14 protein-coding genes are annotated in these 13,966 nt (G+C 65.3%); 4 read left to right on the forward strand and 10 right to left on the reverse strand.

Annotation, left to right across the window (positions count from 1 at the left end):
* The first annotated feature begins 11 nt into the window (after positions 1 to 11).
* Positions 12 to 863 carry a hypothetical protein gene (locus WAO18_RS20210; protein ID WP_422208010.1) on the forward strand — a complete coding sequence of 284 codons (852 nt, stop codon included), beginning with the start codon at positions 12 to 14 and terminating at the stop codon, positions 861 to 863.
* Positions 864 to 950: 87 nt separating this feature from the next.
* Here WAO18_RS20210 and fbaA read toward each other — a convergent pair whose 3' ends face one another.
* Complete coding sequence (fbaA, locus tag WAO18_RS20215; RefSeq protein WP_422208011.1) at positions 951 to 1,988, reverse strand: class II fructose-bisphosphate aldolase; 1,038 nt, start codon at positions 1,986 to 1,988, stop codon at positions 951 to 953.
* Positions 1,989 to 2,142: 154 nt separating this feature from the next.
* Here fbaA and WAO18_RS20220 point away from each other — a divergent pair, with 154 nt between their 5' ends.
* Positions 2,143 to 2,820 carry a DedA family protein gene (locus WAO18_RS20220; protein WP_422208012.1) on the forward strand — a complete coding sequence of 226 codons (678 nt, stop codon included), beginning with the start codon at positions 2,143 to 2,145 and terminating at the stop codon, positions 2,818 to 2,820.
* Here the strand turns inward: WAO18_RS20220 and msrB are convergent, their stop codons facing one another.
* The 4 genes from msrB to WAO18_RS20240 form a co-directional block, all read right to left on the reverse strand.
* The gene (msrB, locus tag WAO18_RS20225) at positions 2,821 to 3,330 is read right to left on the reverse strand and encodes a peptide-methionine (R)-S-oxide reductase MsrB (RefSeq protein ID WP_422208013.1); all 510 of its coding nucleotides are present in this window, start codon (positions 3,328 to 3,330) and stop codon (positions 2,821 to 2,823) included.
* A 23-nt stretch (positions 3,331 to 3,353) separates the two neighbouring features.
* On the reverse strand, positions 3,354 to 4,703 hold the full coding sequence (locus WAO18_RS20230; protein WP_422208014.1) for a 3-oxoacid CoA-transferase: 1,350 nt from the start codon (positions 4,701 to 4,703) through the stop codon (positions 3,354 to 3,356).
* On the reverse strand, positions 4,696 to 5,817 hold the full coding sequence (locus tag WAO18_RS20235) for a glycoside hydrolase family 76 protein (protein ID WP_422208015.1): 1,122 nt from the start codon (positions 5,815 to 5,817) through the stop codon (positions 4,696 to 4,698). Before WAO18_RS20235 ends, WAO18_RS20230 begins: the two co-directional genes overlap by 8 nt.
* A gap of 173 nt (positions 5,818 to 5,990) precedes the next feature.
* Positions 5,991 to 6,284 (reverse strand): hypothetical protein, encoded by a 294-nt coding sequence (locus tag WAO18_RS20240; protein ID WP_422208016.1) that lies wholly within the window; start codon positions 6,282 to 6,284, stop codon positions 5,991 to 5,993.
* A gap of 151 nt (positions 6,285 to 6,435) precedes the next feature.
* Here WAO18_RS20240 and WAO18_RS20245 point away from each other — a divergent pair, with 151 nt between their 5' ends.
* On the forward strand, positions 6,436 to 6,843 hold the full coding sequence (locus WAO18_RS20245) for a nuclear transport factor 2 family protein (RefSeq protein ID WP_422208017.1): 408 nt from the start codon (positions 6,436 to 6,438) through the stop codon (positions 6,841 to 6,843).
* A gap of 14 nt (positions 6,844 to 6,857) precedes the next feature.
* Here the strand turns inward: WAO18_RS20245 and WAO18_RS20250 are convergent, their stop codons facing one another.
* Positions 6,858 to 9,287, reverse strand: a complete 2,430-nt coding sequence (locus WAO18_RS20250; protein ID WP_422208018.1) for a helix-turn-helix transcriptional regulator — start codon at positions 9,285 to 9,287, stop codon at positions 6,858 to 6,860.
* A 323-nt stretch (positions 9,288 to 9,610) separates the two neighbouring features.
* On the opposite strand from WAO18_RS20250, the gene WAO18_RS20255 reads away from it, so the two are divergent.
* Positions 9,611 to 10,858: a cytochrome P450 gene (locus tag WAO18_RS20255; RefSeq protein ID WP_422208019.1), complete on the forward strand. Its 1,248-nt coding sequence runs from the start codon at positions 9,611 to 9,613 to the stop codon at positions 10,856 to 10,858.
* A 12-nt stretch (positions 10,859 to 10,870) separates the two neighbouring features.
* On the opposite strand, the gene WAO18_RS20260 is transcribed toward WAO18_RS20255, so the two are convergent.
* The 4 genes from WAO18_RS20260 to WAO18_RS20275 are packed head-to-tail and all read right to left on the reverse strand — an operon-like array spanning position 10,871 to position 13,767.
* Entirely contained in the window at positions 10,871 to 11,572 is a 702-nt protein-coding gene (locus WAO18_RS20260) for a TrmH family RNA methyltransferase (RefSeq protein WP_422208020.1), read from the reverse strand.
* Positions 11,569 to 12,459, reverse strand: coding sequence for a hypothetical protein (locus WAO18_RS20265; protein ID WP_422208021.1), 891 nt, complete (start codon positions 12,457 to 12,459; stop codon positions 11,569 to 11,571). The genes WAO18_RS20260 and WAO18_RS20265 overlap by 4 nt, the downstream gene beginning before the upstream one ends.
* A 5-nt stretch (positions 12,460 to 12,464) precedes the next feature.
* Positions 12,465 to 13,004: an orotate phosphoribosyltransferase gene (gene pyrE, locus WAO18_RS20270; RefSeq protein WP_422208022.1), complete on the reverse strand. Its 540-nt coding sequence runs from the start codon at positions 13,002 to 13,004 to the stop codon at positions 12,465 to 12,467.
* Entirely contained in the window at positions 12,991 to 13,767 is a 777-nt protein-coding gene (locus WAO18_RS20275) for an SDR family NAD(P)-dependent oxidoreductase (RefSeq protein ID WP_422208023.1), read from the reverse strand. Before WAO18_RS20275 ends, pyrE begins: the two co-directional genes overlap by 14 nt.
* Between the last annotated feature and the right edge of the window lie 199 nt (positions 13,768 to 13,966).

The raw sequence follows: 13,966 nt of genomic DNA on the forward strand, positions 1-13,966 counted from the left end.
CAGCAGCGTCTATGCCGAATCCATCAGGGCCTGACCGCGATCACACATCAGACTCCGTCGATCGTGACGCTGCGGGCGACCCGGTGGAATCCGAGGCTGATACCGCCGTCGACCCGGCCGCCGGCGCCGACGACAAGACGACCGAGAACTATCGCACGGCGGACCCGGCGACCGAGGTGATCGCCCCGCCCGAGGGCGAGCGACAGCCGCCGATGCCACACCTTCAACCAGGCGAGCGTCGCTTCACCGCCCCGGGATTCGATGCGAAGGAAACCGCGATCATCAACGCGGCCACCGAGCCGGCCACCGAGGCCTTCGAGCCCGGCCGCCCACCAGGCCCAGGCCAGGAGCACGGCAGAACCGCTATGCCACAACTGATTCCGCCTCGGCTTGGTGCCAAGCTGCGCCCGTCGGGTCAACGCAGTTGGGGTTGGGTGCTGGCGTTGATCCTGATCATCCTGGCGCTGGCGGCGATCGCGGTGCTGGGCACAGTGCTGCTGACCCGCAACGACAGAAAGCCAAGCGCTTCACAAGAAGACAAGGTGCGCAGCGCTATCCAAAGCTTCGATGCAGCGATGCAGACCGGCGATCTGACCACGCTGCGCAGCATCACCTGTGGGAGCATGCGCGACGACTACGTCAACTACAACCAGCATGAGTGGAGCGACACCTACCGTCGCATCGCGGCGGCCAAGCAGTACCCCGTCGTCGCCAATATCGATCAGGTCGTCGTCAACGGAGATCATGCCGAGGCGAACGTCACCGCGTTCATGGCCTACGCGCCGCAGACCCGCTCGTCTCGAAGCTTCGATCTGCAGTACCGAGACGACCAGTGGAAGATCTGCGAATCCAGTTCCGGCTAAAGCCTTTTCAGCTCTGTGCCCATTGCCGGGCTCTCCCCCGCAAGCGGGAGGTGCCCCCACCTCATCGCGCTGCGCGCTTCTGCATCGTCACCCGGCGGAGACCGACTTTCCGTCGCAATGTAAGTCATTGCAGGCCTCGATGACTCGCTCGGTCATCGACGCCTCGGCCTTCTTCAAGTAGCTGCGCGGGTCGTAGACCTTCTTGTTGCCCACCTCGCCGTCGACCTTCAGCACGCCGTCGTAGTTGGTGAACATGTGCGCGGCCAGCGGCCTAGTGAATGCGTACTGGGTGTCGGTGTCGACGTTCATCTTCACCACGCCGTAGCGCAGCGCCTCTTCGATCTCGGACTTCTCCGAGCCCGAGCCGCCGTGGAAGACGAAGTCGAACGGCTTGGATCCGTCGGCCAGGCCCAGCTTGGCCGACGCCACCTTCTGGCCCTGATCCAGGATGTCGGGGCGCAGCTTCACGTTGCCGGGCTTGTAGACGCCATGCACGTTGCCGAACGTGGCCGCCAGGAGGTAATGGCCGTGCTCGCCGTGGCCCAACGCCTCGATGGTCTTCTCGAAGTCCTCGGGGGTGGTGTAGAGCTTGTCGTTGATCTCGTTGGCGACGCCGTCTTCCTCCCCACCCACGACGCCGATCTCGATCTCCAGCACGATCTTGGCGGCCGCGGCCTGCTTGAGCAGCTCCTGTGCGATCTGCAGGTTCTCGTCGAGGGGCACCGCGGAGCCGTCCCACATGTGCGACTGGAATAGCGGGTCCTTGCCGGCCGCCACCCGTTTGGCCGAGATCGCCAGCAGCGGGCGCACGTAGCTGTCCAGCTTGTCCTTGGGGCAGTGGTCGGTGTGCAGCGCCACGTTGATCGGATATTTGGCCGCGATGCTGCGGGTGAACTTGGCCAGCGCCACCGCGCCGGCCACCATGTCCTTCACTCCCAGCCCCGACGCGAATTCCGCTCCGCCGGTGGAGAACTGGATGATGCCGTCACTGCCCGCGTCGGCAAAGCCCTTGATTGCGGCGTTGACGGTCTCCGAGGATGTGCAGTTGATCGCCGGGAAGGCGTACTCGTTCTCCTTGGCGCGTCGCAGCATCTCGGCGTAGACATCTGGCGTTGCGATGGGCATGGATTCTCCTCCTGAGCAGGTGTTGCGCAAGCCCGCGGACGCCGGCACGGCGGCCGAATCAGCCCTCAGTATCGCAACACCGTCCGGACCGCCGCAGACCAGCCCGGGCCGCGCTTGGTAAAAGCCGGTCCGCGGCGCCGGTATCTTGAACACCGTGAGCATCGCCGTGGTGGCCCTGCCCAACATCCTCGACCCGATGTACTGGATCGGTCCCCAGGGACTGTTCGCATCGGCGGTATTGCCGACGATCCTGGGCATCGTCTTCGTCGAAACCGGTCTGCTGTTTCCCCTGCTGCCCGGTGAGTCGCTGCTGTTCACCGGTGGTCTGCTGGCAGCCCACGGGACGCTCGACATCTGGGTCCTGGCGCCGGCGGTAGCCCTGACCGCGATACTCGGCGACCAGACCGGATATTTCATCGGCCGCCGAATCGGGCCTGCGCTGTTCAAGAAGGAAGACTCGCGCTTCTTCAAGCAGCACCACGTGACCGAGTCACACGCGTTCTTCGAGAAGTACGGACCCGCGGCGATCATTCTGGCCCGGTTCATGCCGTTCGTGCGGACGTTCACCCCGGTGGTCGCCGGGGTGTCCTACATGCGCTACCCGGTGTACCTGGCGTTCGACATCGTCGGCGGCATCCTCTGGGGTGGCGGCGTGACGGTCGCCGGCTATTTCCTGGGCAACGTGCCGTTCATCCATCAGAACCTCGAAAAGATCGTTCTGGCCATCCTGTTCGTATCGATGGTGCCGGCGTTCATCGCCACCGGCCGGGCGTATCTGCGGCGCCGGCGCGCCGCCAAGGACGACGATGACGAACTGACCGTCGCCGACTAATTACGCCGGCCGGAAGCCCATCGCCACCCCATTCATGCAATAGCGCAGGCCGGTTGGCTGCGGGCCGTCGTTGAAGACGTGGCCGAGGTGGCCGCCGCAGCGGCTGCAGAGTACCTCGGTGCGCGACATGCCGGCACTGTTGTCTTGCTGCTCGAGAACAGCGTTGTCCATGGCCTTCCAGAAACTCGGCCAGCCGGTGCCGCTGTCGAACTTGGTCGTCGACGAGAACAGGGCCTGGCCGCAGCCTGCACATCCGAAGGTCCCGGATCGATGCTCGTCGTTGAGCGGGCTGGTAAATGGCCTCTCGGTGCCCGCGTTGCGGAGCACGTCGTACTGCGCCGGGGTCAGCAGATGACGCCACTCGTCGTCGGTGTGGTTGACCTCGAACGTTTTTGCCGGACCGCTCGGAGCGCCGGCCGCGGTGAAAACGCTCAATGCGGCGGATGCGCCGAGCACACCGACAGCGGCGCCGAACAGGACGTTGCGTCGGGTCAGGATCGAGTCAGTCATCCTTCCAAGATACGACTGCGTTCTCAGACCGCCACCTTGAAATCGCAACCGGTCTTGGCGCGGACATCGTCGACTGTGACCCCGGGGTGCAATTCGATCAGCGTGAGGCCGTGTTCCGGTTCAACCTCGAACACGCACAAATCGGTGATGATCAGGTCCACGACAGCCTTGCCGGTGACCGGCAGCGCGCACTGCTTCAGGATCTTCGGGCTGCCGTCTTTTGCGGTGTGATCCATCACGACGATCACCCGTTTGACACCCGACACCAAATCCATTGCGCCGCCTGGTCCTTTCACCATCTTGCCGGGCACCATCCAGTTGGCCAGGTCGCCGTTCTCGGCAACTTCCAAGCCGCCCAGGATGGAAAGGTCGATGTGGCCGCCACGGATCATCGCGAACGAGTCGGCGCTGCTGAAAAAGCTCGAGCCCGGCAGACTGGTGACGGTCTGCTTGCCGGCGTTGACCAGATCGGGGTCGACGGCATCCTCGGCCGGATAGGAGCCGATGCCGAGCAGCCCGTTTTCGGACTGCAATGTGACACTGATGTTGTCGGGAATGTGGTTGGCCACCAACGTCGGAATGCCGATACCGAGGTTCACGTAGTAGCCGTCGCGCAACTCCTGGGCGGCGCGCTTAGCCATCAGCTCGCGGATCGGGCTGTCGTTCTTGAGTGCGGCGCCGCCGCTGGTGGTGCGGAACTCGATGCGCTTCTCGTAGCTCGGGCCCTCGATGATGCGGTCGACGTAGATACCCGGGGTGTGCACCAGGTCGGGGTCCAGCTCGCCGACCTCGACGAGTTCCTCCACCTCGGCGACGGTCACGGTGGCGCAGGCGGCGATCATCGGATTGAAGTTGCGCGCCGTCTTGCGGTAGACGAGGTTGCCCGACTTGTCCCCTTTCCATGCCTTGACGATCGCCACGTCGGCCCGAATGCCTTCTTCCAGAACGTATTCCGTGCCATCGAACACCCTGGTGTCTTTGCCTTCGGCGAGATTGGTCCCGAAGCCGGTACGGGTGTAGAAGCCAGGGATCCCCGCGCCGCCGGCCCGTAACTTCTCGGCCAGCGTGCCCTGCGGCGTCAGCACCAGATCCAGTTCTCCGGCCAGCACCTGGCGCTCGAACTCCTTGTTCTCACCGACGTAAGAGGCGATCACCTTCGTCACCTGATGCGCCTTGAGCAGCAGCCCCATACCGAAATCGTCAACGCCCGCGTTGTTTCCGACGATAGTGAGGTCCTTGACACCACTGTCCACCAGAGCCTGGATCAGGTTCTCGGGGATGCCGCACAAGCCGAAACCGCCTGCGGCGATGGTGATTCCATCCTTCAACAAGCCATCCAGAGCCGACGCGGCATCGGGGTGGACTTTACTCATTACTCTTCCCTTCATCGACGGTCACGGCGTATGCGGCCTCCATCAGCATCCAACCGGACAACTGCACCGACAGGTCACGCTCGGGTATTTCCGAGCCGGTGACCGCTCCCCCGACGAACTGCGCCTGTTGTCCGCCGGCCGTCGGCAATTCGGCGGGCCGATCCCAGAACGGCCCGAACAACGGCAGCCCCTCGACGGACTGGCGGTTGTCCCACGCCGATTGAGCTGATGTCAGCACGATCTCGCGCGCGGTTTCGCGAGCCTTGGCATCAGCGGTCGAGTCCCCGGGCAGCGTGGTGGCGACCAGGGCGAGATAGCGGGCGGTGATGCCGGCGAACAACCCGCCGTCGCCGCCGCCGGAGCCGCGCAGCACCCCACCGGGTGCCATGTGCTCGTCGACCGCGGCGACCAGGCGATGCACGCGCGGCGCGTGCCGGTCGTCCTGGGTGCGGGCAGCCAGCTCCGTCTCCAGCCCCAGCACCACGCCCTGGCAGTAGGTGTACTCGGCGCGGACCAGTGAACCGGCTTTGATGCCGTCGAACACCAGGTGCTGATCGGGGTCGATCAACGTCTCGTCGATCCAGTCGGCCATCTGCTGGGCGCGCCGCAACCGGTCGCCATAGCGGGCCAGGAAGATTCCCGCCGGGCCGTTGGCCGGGGCGTTGAAGAACTGGTCCTGCTTACGCCATGGGATGCCACCGCCGTCCTCGGGGACCCACGCTTTGACCAGTTGGTCGTTCAGCTTCTTCAGCGCACGCTCGCGGTCGACGTCGGCGATCCGCGACGCCCGCTCCAATGCCACCGCCAGCCAAGCCATGTCGTCGTAGTAGCTGTTCACCCAGGATCCGTTGTTCCGCAGTCGATGCGCGCGGATCTGCCGCCCGATCTTGATGCGCCGTTCGGGCCGCGGGTCGCGCTGTTCGGCGTCGACCAGGCAGTCCAGTAGATGTGCCTGCCACCAGTAGTGCCAGCCGCCGAACCAGCGGTCACGACGGGCCGGCGGCCAGGCCACCACACCGAGCTGGGTGCCGGGCAGCGCCCACAGCCGTTTCAGATGCCGGCCGGCAACGGCGGCCTCCGCGCTGACCGCCCGGTTGACCCATACCTGATCCATGCCTGCAGATCCTGCCCTACCAGGCCGGCGAGCAAGCGGGCATCCTTCCGGGAACTTTCTGTCCCGGAATTTTTGCTCCTGGAAGGATGCCCGCTGAGGGTGCGAGTCGGTAGGACAGCAACCCAGCACGCCGCCCGTATCACCTGAGTAGGGCGGTCACGCTTGCATGAACGTCAAAGGCGTTCCATCGCGCGCGCCATGAGAGCGTTCTCGAGATAGGCGTAGTGCTTCGGGTAGTCGCGGCGCACTGGACGGCCCTGTTGCGGCGACGGAGCAAGCGAGCGTTGCACGGCGGCAAGCAGGATGTGGGTCGCTTCGAACCACCGACGCCGGGTCGTCGGTCGCGCCCGCAGCGCAACCGCCGTGCCAAGCGCAACTTCCTGCTCGGTGATCAGCACTGGTGCCGGCAAGACCAATCGCTCTGCGGCCTCGTCAGGGGTGATGACTGCAAGGGTTTGGGTAAGCATTTCAATCCTCCGTCGGTGAGATCCGTTACTGGAATCGTTGATCGCGGTGGCTTGATCGATGTCAGTGGCGCACTACTGATATTTCGCAGCGTTGCGGCGTGATATCACCGAGGGGCGATCAGTAGTTGTGGCCATGACCCAGGAGGCGGCGATGGACAGCAGCCAAATGCAGGCGCTGGTCGACAGCCACATGACGGCCGAAAATCACGGCGACATCGACGGGGCAGTGGCTGTGTACACCGACGACATCGAGCATGACGTCGTCGGATTCCCCGATAGCCCCGCTCACGGCAAGGACGCGGCGCGCAATTTCTACGCCTACCTCACCGCGAACTTCCGCAGCGAGAGCTGGGACGTGCTGCGTCGGTATTTCGCCGACGACGCCATGATCCTCGAGCAGCTCATGACCGGCACGGTCATCGGATCATTGCTTGGGCTGCCGGGTAATGACCGACGTATCAGTTTCCGAATGATGCACCTGTTCGAATTCCGCAACGGCCTGATCTGCCGGGAGAACATCTGGCTGGATACGGCGGCGGTAGTCGATCAGCTGAGCTGATGCGTGCCGTCGTGTTATTTCCGGCGCTGAGGCAACAGCGCCGCGAGCTCGTCGCGGTTGAGCGTCCCGGTTTTGGCCATCGCCTTGTAGATGTGGCTTTCGACGGTCCGCACCGACAACGTCAGCCGTATCGCGATATCCCGGTTGGACAGCCCTTGCCCGATGAGCATGACGATTTCTCGTTCGCGGTCGGTCAGGGGCAATCGTTCGACCGCCTTGCGCAGAATGGGCGTGCGGGCACCGCCACATTGCTTGGCCAACGCTTCGGCCCTGGCCGAGCATCCCAACGCTGACCCGCGTAAGTCCTTGTGCCGGTACGCGATAGCTGCGTGCGCCGCCGCATCGAGAGCAGCGATCACATCACCCATATCTTCGAATTCAGCTGACGCCGAGGTTAATTCGGCACCATCGTCGGCATGCAATGCTTCAGCAAAACGGGCGGCAATGCCGGCGCGGGGCCCTTCGACGATCGTTGCAAGCTCTCGCAACCGAGGCCCGTAGGAATGCTCCCCGAACTGCGTAGCGGTCTGTAAGCACATCACTTCAGGAGCGAATTGACCATTGGCCCTGGCTGTTTCGGCGGCAGCAAGCGAGATCGCGATTGCTTCACTGACGGCGCCCTGCCCGGCTACCACCCATGCCTTGGCAATCGCGTACTCGTAGTCCAGGTATCGCCAGCTGGGATGGCGCAGCTTTTCGAGTGCGTCGAGCCGGGCCGCGGCCTCGTCCGTCGAGCCGCACATTGCGAGCGCTGTCGTCAGCGGAATCTGGCACCGATAGCGCCACCCGGTGGCGTCGGTGGACGCATTTACGGTTTCGACGGTTTGGGTCAGCTGCGAAATCGCGACGTCGAGTCGCCCGGAACCAAGGGCCGTTCTGCCCATTGCGAGAGTGCCGACTTGGAAAGACTGAAATGCCTGGAACTCAAGTTGACGTTGTTTTATGGTCTGCGCCGGTGCATCGGCATCGACTATGTGACCGGCCAAAAGTAGGGCGCCGATGTGAGCGTCGGTGATGATGACGAACGAGCGTATTGGAACGGGGTAACCGGCCTTTGCCGCTGCCGCGGCTTCGCCGGCGCGGCCCGCTTCGCCGAACGCAAGGGCAAGGGCCCAGGCGGTAACCCGCTGGGCGACGAGGTCGGGCAGCTCCTGCCAGGTGAACTTGCCGGACGACTCGATGGCTGCCTCCGGCTTGCCCATCGCCGCCCAGTACACCGCCAGAAATGCGTCGATACAGCTGCGAGCCTGTGGACCTGCGTCGCGAGACGCATCATCGATCAGTTCCTTCGCCCCTACCGGGTCGGCCAGAGTGAACAGCCGATTGGTGGCGCGCAGGAAGGCCATCCGGCCGAACAATGCATCGGCCAACTCGTCTGCCTGGATGCCGGCGAGCACCGCGTCGGCTTCCTGGCCGCGCCCCGTACACGACAAAGCGTAGGCGCGAATGAGTTTCGCGTTCGCGGCCCCTCCTGCAAGGGTTGCCGCCCCGGCGAGCCGATCAGCAAGCGGGAATTCCCATAACCAGACCGCGCCGCTGGCCGCCCTGACCAGCAGGTCGGGGTCCGGCTCGAGGTCCGAGTCGAGGCTGAGAGTCGCGCGGCGGACCACGACCCGCATGTCATCACGATCATCCGACGCGGCAAGTTCGGCGGCGACCATGCCGCGTAGCCGTCGTAACCTGATGGCGGCGGCCCTATTTCGCCGGACCTCCCCGTATAGCGGGTGCGCCAACCTTGCCTCTACCCGATCGCCTTGTTGATCGAGAGCGATGAGACCGCGGATGTCGGCCTGCTCGACCGCGGCCGGATCGGTTATTCGGGTGAGCGCCCCGAGTTCGATGGGTTCGCCGACGGCGAGGGCATCGATCACGTCGCTGACCGAGCTGGGCAGGCCTCCGATCCGTCCCTCGATCAGTTCGATCAGGCTGGGCGGTAGGACCGGATCACCGAGCCAGCACCAAGAGTCGTCCTGCAGGGCAAGGCGTTCATGGGAGACCTCCTGCTCGACGATGTTTCGCAGATACAAGGCATTGCCGCGGGTCAATGTCCATAATCGCTCTGCGGCTTGCGGATCCACCGGGCCACCCAACGTCGCGGAGATGAGCGCGGTTGTTTCGGCTTCGGACAACGGTTGCAGATCGAGGCGGTCAAGTTGCCCGCCGGCCCACAACTCCCGTACCCCGGCAGGAATCGACTCGCCTTCGCGGATGGTGAGCACGACCTTGGCGGCGCGGCGCTGAATGATCTGATGCACAACGAATGTCGACAAATCATCGAGTAGGGCCACATCGTCGACACCCAGCACGACTGTCTTGCCCGGCGACGAGGAGGTCAGCGCGGCGATTGCGCTGCGGATCAATTCGAGGTTGTCGTCACCGGTGGGCTCTGCCCATGAGGACAGCGCTCCCAACGGAATCGACCGCGCCGAGGACGTGCCCACCATCCATCGGACTTCACACCCCTGCGACCCGGCAGATCTGAGCGCTTCACGCGCGATCCGGCTCTTCCCCACACCGGCAGGCCCGCAAACCACGATCCCGGCCGAGTCCGAGTCGAAAATTGCAGCTTCGATAAGCCGCTGTTCCTTCGAACGGCCGGTCAACGGCCACGCCAACCGCACCCATACAGCCTAGAAGCGGTACCCGGCCGGTGCGACGAAAGATCAGTATTCGTCTACTGACGAGTCTTGGTGGCACCGGAGCAACGATTGCGTCGCGGCCAGCAACCGCAAACGTCCAGCTGAAATGTTTCGAGCAAGGAGTCGTCATGACCGTCGACACGATGCCTACCCGCAGTTGCCCGAATGTCTTCGACGCAGGGCTTCCCATCTTGGCCTACGAGCATCTGGACGATCCCGAGGCGGCGCACCGACTCGTCGCGCAGGCCCGGAATCGAGCACCGATCGCCATCGGCACCCATGGCCCGGAAATCCTGCGCTACGAACTGGTTCGTACGGTGCTGCGCGACCCTCGTTTTCGCGTGCCCAAGGGCATGTTCCTGGCCGCTCAAGGCATCACGTCCGGCCCGCTATGGGACCGCGTCGCCGCAAGTCTGATCAGTCTCGACGGAGACGCACACCACCGCCTCCGCCGTTTGGTATCGAAGGCCTTCACGCCCCGGGCCACCTCGCGGCTGCGCTCGACGGTCATCGACGTCATCTCCGAACTCGTTGGACGCCATACGGTCCACGGGCACTGCGACGTGGTGACCGACATCGCGCGTCAATACCCGATCCCGATTATCTGCGCGCTACTCGGCGCACCGGCCGTGGACTGGGAGCTCTTCTCGGAATGGACCGACGACATCTTCAAGGTCTTCAGCTGGAACGTCGCCGATGAGGCGGATTCCATCCTGGCGGCCTGGGAGGCCGTCGACGACTACGTCGACGATATGGTCGCTGACCGCCGCGGCGCGCTGACCGACGATCTGATCTCCGAGCTGATCCGCGCCGAACACGAAGGCGACCGGCTCAACGCCGACGAGTTGCGCATGCTGGTCGTGGGTCTGCTGATTGCCGGCACGGACACCACTCGAAACCAGCTCGCCGCGTCGGTGCAGGTGCTCTGCGATCACCCCGACCAGTGGGCGCTGCTGGCTCAGCATCCCGAGCTGGCCGCCAATGCGGTCGAGGAAACCATGCGACACTCCCCGATCGCCTGGGGCACCCTGCGCGTCGCCCTCGAGGATGTCGAACTCGCCGATGTCATGATCCCGGCCGGCACACTGGTCGTCGCCAACACCGCCTCGGCCAACCGGGACCCCGACTTTTACGAGAACCCCGACCAACTCGACATCACTCGCGATGGCACGCACCCAATGCAGACCTTCGGTGCCGGCATGCATTACTGCCTGGGCGCCAACCTTGCCCGGCTTGAACTCGCCGAAGCCCTCACGGTGATGACCCAGCAGATGCCGCACCCCCGGCGAACCGGACCGGCCCCGTGGAAACCGCTGACCGCGCTGACGGGACCCACCACTCTGCCCATCGAATTCGACGTCACACCAAGGACTTAGCGAATCGGCACGCTACCAGGCGCAGTCGATGTTGCCATGTTGGCTGATCCAGCTGTGCATGGCGATTCCCGCCGCGACCGCGACATTGATGCTGCGCGTCGAGCCGAACTGAGCGATCGAGACGGTCAACGCAGCGCCGTCTCGGGCGTCGTCGCTGATACCGGGACCTTCTTGGCCGAACAGCAGTAAGCAGTCCCGTGGCAGCGTCGTCTGCTCCAACCGTGCCGCACCGGGCACGATGTCGACGGCGACCACCGTCAGGCCCGCTTCGGAGGCGAAGCTCAGCAACGCGGCGGTGTGGTCGTGGTGCAGCAGGCGCTGATAGCGGTCGGTGACCATGGCGCCGCGACGATTCCACCGGCGACGGCCGACGATGTGCACAGTGTTCACGGCGAATGCGTTGGCGGTGCGTATCACCCCGCCGATATTGGCGTCATGCCCGAAGTTCTCGATCGCCACGTGCAGCGGGTGCCGGCGGGTGTCGATATCGGCGACGATCGCCTCCCGCGTCCAGTACCGATAGGCGTCGACGACGTTGCGGGTGTCGCCGTCGCGCAACAACGCTGGGTCATATCGCGGGTCGTCGGGTATCGGCCCCGTCCAGGGGCCGACTCCGCTTGTCCCAACGCCCCATTCGGTAGGACCGGGCTCGCTGGTGTCCTCGCGACGATGCGGGCCGGAACGGCCCGAGGAGGAGCGGGACGAATCGGTCACCGCAGGGTCCACACCGCGGCGTGGGTGCCGACGATCGCGACGGTGGCGTACAGCAGCGCATCGTTGAGATCGCCCTGGGTACACAACGACGCGTTCACGTGCACGGCGTCCAGCGAGGCCTCCGGCAGGATCAGCACCGCCGACCCGTAGGCCGTGCAGGCGGGGTTCAGGCCGGGCGCCGGCAGGGTCGGCGAGGCGAGCAGCATCATCGGCCCGCCGCGGGCCGCGGAGTCGTCGCGGTATTTGGCCGCGATGGTGTCGGCCTGCAGGCCGAGCAGCATGTAACCGCTGCCGCTGAAGGCCGCCGGATCCCCGAGCGAGCCCTGATTGAGCTGAGTACCGTCGGCCCGCCACGCGGCCACGCTGGTGGTTTTGACCACCATGCCGGTGTCGCTCTCCTTGGTGGGCAGTACCCCGACCGGGAACGCCGCGGCATAGGCCGCGGCGGTATCGGCGATTCGGTCGCGAGGAGAGTACAGGTAGACGCCACGAACGGCGGCGCGGTCCTTCATCGGGCCCAGACACACCGTGCCGGTCAGCCGCGTGCCGCCCGGAGCGGAAAGCGATTGAATAACAAGATTTTTCACGTTGTCACAGCTGCCGATCCCGACGGATTCCATCGGATGCGCCAACGCGCCGTAGAGGCCGAAGCGGATGTCGTGGGGATCGGCATGTGGTTTGGCCGGGTCGGTCGGGGCCGCATCCACGTCGACGAGCACGTAGTCGTCTTGCCAGCGCAGGTTCGTTATCGAGGTGTTCCAGCCCAGCACCGCCAGCGATTCGCCGAACCGTGCCGATCCCGCGCCGTATACCTGTTGTCGCGCAGACGAATTCGAACATGCACAGATCAGCGTCAGCCCCGCGAGCATCGCGATGAGAGTGCGCATGGCGGCTACTGCAGCCCGAGGTCCGCCAGCCCCAGTACGCTGCGGTACGGAAAGCCTTCGGCTTCAATTGCTTCGGCCGCACCGGTGGCACGGTCGACGACGGTCACGACGCCGACCACCTGCGCGCCGGCTTCCAGCACGGCGCGCACCGCGGTGAGCGCCGAACCGCCGGTGGTGCTGGTGTCCTCGACGACCAGCACCCGCTGACCGGAGATATCTGGCCCTTCGATAAGCCGTTGCATGCCATGGGTTTTCACGGATTTTCGGACGACAAACGCGTCGATCGGACGTCCGGGTGCGTGCATGACCGCGGTGGCGACCGGGTCGGCGCCCAAGGTCAGTCCGCCGACGGCGGCGTAGTCCCAGTCGGCGGTGAGTTCGCGGACCAGCCGGCCGATCAGCGGGGCGGCACGGTGGTCCAAGGTGGCGCGACGCAGGTCGACGTAGTAGTCGGCTTCCTTGCCAGACGACAACGTGACGCGGCCGTGCACCACCGCCAATTGACGTACCAGGTCGGCCAATTCGGCGAGCTCAGGTGCGGCCACGGCCCCGACCGAAGACACTCGTGGCGGCGCGGGCCAGTGTTCGCGGCACCATTCGGCTGGCGGTGGTGATCGCCTTGTACTGCACGCCGGGAATGATGACCACCTTGCCGCCGGCGGCGTCGGCGAGGGTTTCCCGGACCACGTCGTCGACCTCGAGCCACATGAACGACGGCAGCGAGGTCATGTCGATGCCGGCCCGGTCGTGAAATTCGGTGTGCACGTACCCCGGACACACCACGTGCATCCCGACGCCGGTGCCTCGCAGCCCAACGGCCAGCCCTTCGGTGAACGACACCACCCACGCCTTGGAAGCCGAGTAGGTCGAGCCCCGTCCGGACAACAGGCCCGCCACACTGGCGACGTTGATCACCGTGCCCGAGCCGGCGTCGATCATCGCCGGCAACGCGGCCCGGGTCAGCTGCATCACCGAGGTGACGTTGACGTCCAGCTGGGACTGCAGCTTCGCGGGCTCGGCGGTCCAGAATTCGCCGGACGTGCCGAAACCGGCGTTGTTCACCAGCACCCCGACACCGGCGTGCAGCCGCTCGGCGACCTTGTCGCGGTCGGCGGCGTGGGCGAGATCGGCGGGGAGCACCTCAACGTTGCGTCCGCCTTCGTGAGACAGCTCGGCGGCCAGTGCCTTGAGCCGGTCTGCGTCGCGGGATACCAGCACCAGGTCGTAACCATCGGCGGCGTACCGCCGTGCGAAGCCTTCGCCGATGCCGGATGTGGGCCCGGTGATCAGGGCGACGCGGCGAGACACGGCGTCAGTGTACTTAGCGACCGTGCGGCTCAGACTCAGCGCTGGTGATGCGACGCCTGATGGCCGTTTCGGCCCGTCGGCGGGCGACGGACCGGCTCTTGACGAGCAGGCGGCGTTGCGGCGGCGCGGGTCGCTGCGCCGCCTTCGCGGGTAAGGGCCTCCGGCTGTCGCGGCGGCGCCTCGGCGCGGCCCGCAGGGG

This window comes from Mycobacterium sp., from assembly GCF_049278535.1.
Classification (GTDB): domain Bacteria; phylum Actinomycetota; class Actinomycetes; order Mycobacteriales; family Mycobacteriaceae; genus Mycobacterium.